General features: G+C 75.2%; 6 protein-coding genes. 4 read left to right on the top strand and 2 right to left on the bottom strand.

The window, feature by feature from the left end; genetic code table 11:
- A partial coding sequence (locus VR44_RS35220) for an MMPL family transporter (protein ID WP_045951722.1) occupies window positions 1-1,154 on the bottom strand: 1,154 nt, incomplete at its 3' end.
- A 281-nt stretch (window positions 1,155-1,435) separates the two neighbouring features.
- Between VR44_RS35220 and VR44_RS35215 the strand changes: the two genes are divergently transcribed.
- The 4 genes from VR44_RS35215 to VR44_RS35200 all read left to right on the top strand — a co-directional run bounded on the left by VR44_RS35215 (window position 1,436) and on the right by VR44_RS35200 (window position 4,156).
- The gene (locus VR44_RS35215) at window positions 1,436-2,626 is read left to right on the top strand and encodes a sensor histidine kinase (protein WP_045951721.1); all 1,191 of its coding nucleotides are present in this window, start codon (window positions 1,436-1,438) and stop codon (window positions 2,624-2,626) included.
- Complete coding sequence (locus VR44_RS35210; protein WP_045951720.1) at window positions 2,623-3,291, top strand: response regulator; 669 nt, start codon at window positions 2,623-2,625, stop codon at window positions 3,289-3,291. Before VR44_RS35215 ends, VR44_RS35210 begins: the two co-directional genes overlap by 4 nt.
- Window positions 3,292-3,432: 141 nt before the next feature.
- On the top strand, window positions 3,433-3,663 hold the full coding sequence (locus VR44_RS35205) for a hypothetical protein (protein WP_045951719.1): 231 nt from the start codon (window positions 3,433-3,435) through the stop codon (window positions 3,661-3,663).
- Window positions 3,664-3,817: 154 nt separating this feature from the next.
- Window positions 3,818-4,156, top strand: a complete 339-nt coding sequence (locus tag VR44_RS35200; protein ID WP_045951718.1) for a hypothetical protein — start codon at window positions 3,818-3,820, stop codon at window positions 4,154-4,156.
- Window positions 4,157-4,165: 9 nt separating this feature from the next.
- Here the strand turns inward: VR44_RS35200 and VR44_RS35195 are convergent.
- Window positions 4,166-4,789: hypothetical protein (locus VR44_RS35195; protein ID WP_045951717.1), on the bottom strand; the 624-nt coding region annotated here is incomplete at its 5' end.

Raw genomic sequence — 4,789 nt, 5'->3', positions numbered from 1 at the left:
GGACGGCGGGCGGCCAGCTCACCGAGCCGCCCCGCCGCACCCGCGCGCGGAGCCCGCCGCAGGGACCGCGAGGGCCAGAACATCCGGCGGCCCGTCACGGCCAGCAGCGCCGGCATCAGCGTCAGGCTGCCCAGCAGCATCACCAGCACCGCCACCGCGATGGCCGGGCCCAGCACCCGGAACTGGCCGAAGGAGGCGACCCCGAGCGTGGCGAACGCCGCCACGATCGTCAGCGCCGCCGAAGTGACCGCCGTCCCCACCCGGCCCGCGACCTCGGCCGCCGCCTCCCGGCCCGACTGCCCGGGGTGGGCGCGCAGCTGCTCGCGGAAGCGGAACAGCAGGAAGAGGAAGTAGTCGATGCCGATGCCGATCAGCACCACGTTGATCAGCCCGGGCGTGGAGGGGGCCAGGTCGATCCCCGTCAGGAGGGCCGCCCCGACCACCGCGCCCGACGCCGCCCCGCCGACGATCGTCACCGTCAGCAGCGGCAGCAGGGCCGCCGCCAGACTGCGGAACACCAGGACGTGGAGCAGCACGATCAGCCCGGTCATCGCGAGGCCGACGACCATGGTGCGGGTCTCCTCCGCGTCGGCCGTGTCCACGGTCGTGGCCAGCCCGCCCGTGAACCCGGTCCGCAGCCCCGCCTCCTGGAACGCCCCGCGCGCCTGCTCCCGGAAGGCCCGGTAGGTGCCCTGCACCCCGGGATCCTGCGGATTGCCCGTCAGCTCCACCGGAATCAGCCGGAACGCCCGTTCCGGCGCCGTCGCCCCCGCCCCGATCCGGGGCACCTGGGAATGGTCCTGCACCAGCGGTGTATCGTCCTCCGCCCGCGGCATGACCACCCGCTGCCGGGACAGCCGCCCGGCCACCTCCCCGATCCGCCGCTCGTCGGCGGCCGTCAGCGCCGCCCCGTCCGTACGGGCCACGAGCACGGTCAGCGGGTCGGCGTCCGGACGCACCCCGAAGTCCTGCTCGGCGATCCGCAGCGCGGCCGCCGAGTCGTAGCTCTCCGGCAGGAAACCGGCATCGCCGGGTTCGGTCGCCCGGTACACGAACGCCTGGCCCAGCAGGGCGAGTGCGATGCCCACCACCGCCCAGACGGCGATCACCTTCCACGCGTGTCTCGTCGAACATCCCGTCAGGGCGCGGATCACTTCTCTCCTCCGGTCTCTGCGAAGCCCACCGCCGGCCCGATCGCCGGCTGGTCTCCAGACCACCAGCCGCCCGGACACCGCGCGTCGGGGCACGGAAGGATCCGCCCCCGGGACCCCGGTCCGGGCCGAGTCCCGGACCAGGACTGAGGTCCTGGTCCGTTCCCCGACCCGGGGCCGGTGCCCCGACCAGGGCGTTTTGCCAGAATGGAGCTCCGTGCGACGGCCGCGCGCCGCCCCGGACCGGCCGGGCGGGGGCGGCCCGCGGAGGAGGCGGGAACCGAATGGGCACGCGCGCCGAGCGCCTGGAGTGGACGCGGGGCGACGGACTGGTGGCGGTGGGGGCGGCGGCCACCGACCTCACCGGGTTGTCCCTCAGCGCCGTGGTGGACGGGACCCCCTTCACGGTCACCGGCGCGCTCGGACTGGTCCTGGCCGCCCTGACCCTCCTGTTCCGGCGCCACCACCCGCTCCCGGTGCTCGGCGCCGTGCTCACCCTGGGCCTGGTGGTGAACGTCGCCACCCCGGCGGCGCCGCACTTCGGCCTGACCCTGACCGTCGCCCTCTTCACCGTGGGCCGCCGCTGCCGGCCCGCCGCGGTCGCCGCCGCGGGCCTGGCCACCGTCCCGCTGGCCGCCGTCGGCCTGGGCGGCTCCCTGATCCCCTCCGGCCTGAACGTCCTGACCAACGCCGTCGCCGCCGCCCTGGTCGTCGGCGCCGCCGTCGCCGCCAACCGCTGGCAGCGGGAGGTCGAGGCCAACCGGCAGCTGCTCGCCGAACGGGCGGTGGCCGAGGAACGCCGCAGGATCGCCCGCGAGCTGCACGACATCGTCGCCCACCACATCACCACCATGCAGCTGATGGCCGGCGGGGCCCGCGTCAGCCTGGAGCACGACCCCGGAGCGGCCCGCGAGGCCCTCGTGACCCTGGAGGCCTCCGGCCGGATGGCCCTCGGCGAGATGCGACAGCTGCTCGACGTCCTGCGGGCCGGCGAGGAGGCGGAGTCCGCCCCGCCCGCCCCGCAGCCCGGCACCGCCGACCTCCAGCGGATCGTCACGGAGTCCCGGCTGGCCGGCATGGACACGGAGTTCACCGTGCACGGCACGGTCCGCCCGCTTCCGCCCACCGTCGGCCTGACCGTGTTCCGGGTCGTCCAGGAGGCCCTGACCAACGCCCGCAAACACGCCGGGAACGCGAACGCCCGGGTCCGGCTGACCTACCGGCCGCAGGAGGTGTCGGTCGAGGTCTGCGACGACGGCCCCGGCGACGGGCCGCCGCGCCGCACGCCCGCCCGGCCGCGGTCCGGCCGCGCCGGGTACGGTCTGATCGGCATGCGCGAACGCGTCGCCCTGCACGGCGGCACCCTGGAGGCCGCCCCCCGCGAGGACGGCGGCTTCCGGGTCGCGGCCCGCCTCCCGGTCCCGGCCGCCGCCGGAGCCCCGGACGGGGCAGAACGAGAGGACCACCGCCGATGATCCGCGTACTGATAGCCGACGACCAGCCCCTGGTGCGCCGCGGCCTGAGCCTGATCCTGGCGCCCCACCCGGACGTCGAGGTGGTCGGCGAGGCCGGCGACGGCGCCGAGGCGGTGGCGCTCGCCCGGGACCTGCACCCCGACGTGGTGGTCATGGACATCCGCATGCCCGTCCTCGACGGGGTCCGCGCCACCGCGGAACTCGCCTCCGCCCGCCCCGCCTCCCGGGTCCTTGCCCTGAGCACCTTCGACATGGACGAGTACGTGGTCGCCGCCCTCCGCGCCGGCGCCTACGGCTTCCTGCCCAAGGACGTCTCCCCGGAGGAACTGATCGCCGCCGTCCGGACCGTCCACACCGGAGAGGCCGTCGTCGCCCCGAGGCTGCTGACCCGGCTGATCTCCACCTACGTACGCGCCACCGCGCGCGAACCCCGGCCCGCCCCGGCCGCCCCCGCCGGGCTCACCCCGCGCGAGCTGGAGATCTGGCGGCTGCTCGCCACCGGGTTCGACAACGCCGGGATCGCCGCGGAACTGGACATCAGCGTCTCCACCGTCAAGAACCACCTCACCGGCGTCTTCGGCAAGCTGGGCGTCCGCGACCGCGCGCAGGCGGTCATCGCCGCCTACGAGTCGGGCCTGGTGGAGGCCGAACGGAGGAGCGCTTGATCACCAACTGCCCGCAGACGGCCCGATTTCCCCGGACCCGTCGGCCCTGACCTGCCGGAACGCGGGACGATTGGCCCGTGCGGAGGAGGCACCGCCCATGGCACAGTGCCTGCAGCGCAACCTCCGGACCAGGGAGCCCCCATGCCTGACCCGCTCACCGTGCCGCCGCTGCCGACGGCCGCGCCCGAGTGCCGGACCGAGCCGGGCCCGCTGCCCGCCTGTCCCCGCTGCGCCGTCCCGCCCGAGCGGATCTCCTGGCGCCAGCGCCCCGGTGAGCCCGTGGTCCTGCTCTTCGAGCCCTGCGGCCACCGCCACGCCTCCCCGGCCCCGCCCCTCCTCGCCGTCACCGCACCGGGCCCGCTGCGGCGTTGAGCCGGGCGGCCGACGGCCCGCCCGGCGTCACCCCGGGCGCACCCGACCTCGTATCCTGCACCGGAGCTCCCCACCCGGAGCAGCTCCGAACCAGACGAGACGAGACCAGCCGCGCCGCGCCCTCGCGCCGGCCGGCGGGAACGGGAGAACCCTGATGGACGTGCAGCACTTCGAGCGGATCACCGCGTTCATCGAGGCGCGGCTCACCCCGCTGTTCGACGCGGAGACCGGAAGTGAGCGCGGCTTCGCCATGGACGACACCTCCCGCGCCCTGCGCGCGCTGCGCAACAGCGTGCTGGAGGCCTCCGCCGTCAAGGGGCTCATCGCCACCCGGGAGACGGCCGAGCCGCTCGTGCGCAAGGTCATCGACCAGTCGGTGGAGCACCACTGGGACGTACTGCGCGGCATCGCCCGCCAGTGGGAGGACCACGCCGACTTCCGCCGGGAGTTCAAGCGCCACGCCTGGGAGCTCGACGGGGCCCCCGCCGCCTGAGCACCCCACTCACCGGCTGGGCGCGCCGCCGATCAGGTAGCCGATCCGGCGCTCGAGCCCGCTCCAGCGCCGGTCGTGCCGGTAGGCGCGCCGCAGCGTCCGGGCCCGGGCCCTCGGGCGGCCGCCGTAGAACCGGCGCGCCCACGGTGACGCCGGCCGGGCCAGCCGCACCGCCGCGATCAGGGCGATCAGCGGAACCACCATCCCGAACACCGCGAGCCGCGGCTTCCCCTTGAACAGGGCCACCACGGCCAGCAGCAGGTTGAACAGCACGGTGACCGCGAGGAACAGGCGGTTCTCCAGCTGGTCCTCGGTCAGGCCGTCCACGCCCAGCGGCAGGAACCCGCACAGCAGCAGCCCCGCCAGTGCCGAGGTCATGAGCACCACCTCGACGCTGAGCGTGCCCTCCTTGCTCCAGTAGACGTCGCTCAGGTGCAGGATCAGCGCGAACTCGTCCAGCACCAGCCCCGTTCCCATCCCGAACAGCACGGCCGCCACCCACGAACCCCATCCCGTGCGGCCGCCCGCGATCGCGGTGAAACCGCCGACGGTCATCAGGATCACCCCGGGCACGCAGTGGTGCACGTGCAGACCGCCCGGTGTGACGTTGCGGAAGGGGCCCTTGCCGGCCCG

Origin of the sequence: Streptomyces katrae (assembly GCF_000966975.1) — a bacterium.
Classification (GTDB): domain Bacteria; phylum Actinomycetota; class Actinomycetes; order Streptomycetales; family Streptomycetaceae; genus Streptomyces; species Streptomyces katrae.
Note: the sequence above shows the minus strand (reverse complement) of the source record. Positions and strands in the feature narration are given on the sequence as shown.

What these genes read in the sequence shown, in the direction of transcription:
- VR44_RS35205 (WP_045951719.1), top strand. Translation starts at nt 3,433, where the DNA reads ATGCCTGACCCGCTCACCGTGCCGCCGCTGCCGACGGCCGCGCCCGAG.
- VR44_RS35200 (WP_045951718.1), top strand. Translation starts at nt 3,818, where the DNA reads ATGGACGTGCAGCACTTCGAGCGGATCACCGCGTTCATCGAGGCGCGG.
- VR44_RS35210 (WP_045951720.1), top strand. Translation starts at nt 2,623, where the DNA reads ATGATCCGCGTACTGATAGCCGACGACCAGCCCCTGGTGCGCCGCGGC.
- VR44_RS35215 (WP_045951721.1), top strand. Translation starts at nt 1,436, where the DNA reads ATGGGCACGCGCGCCGAGCGCCTGGAGTGGACGCGGGGCGACGGACTG.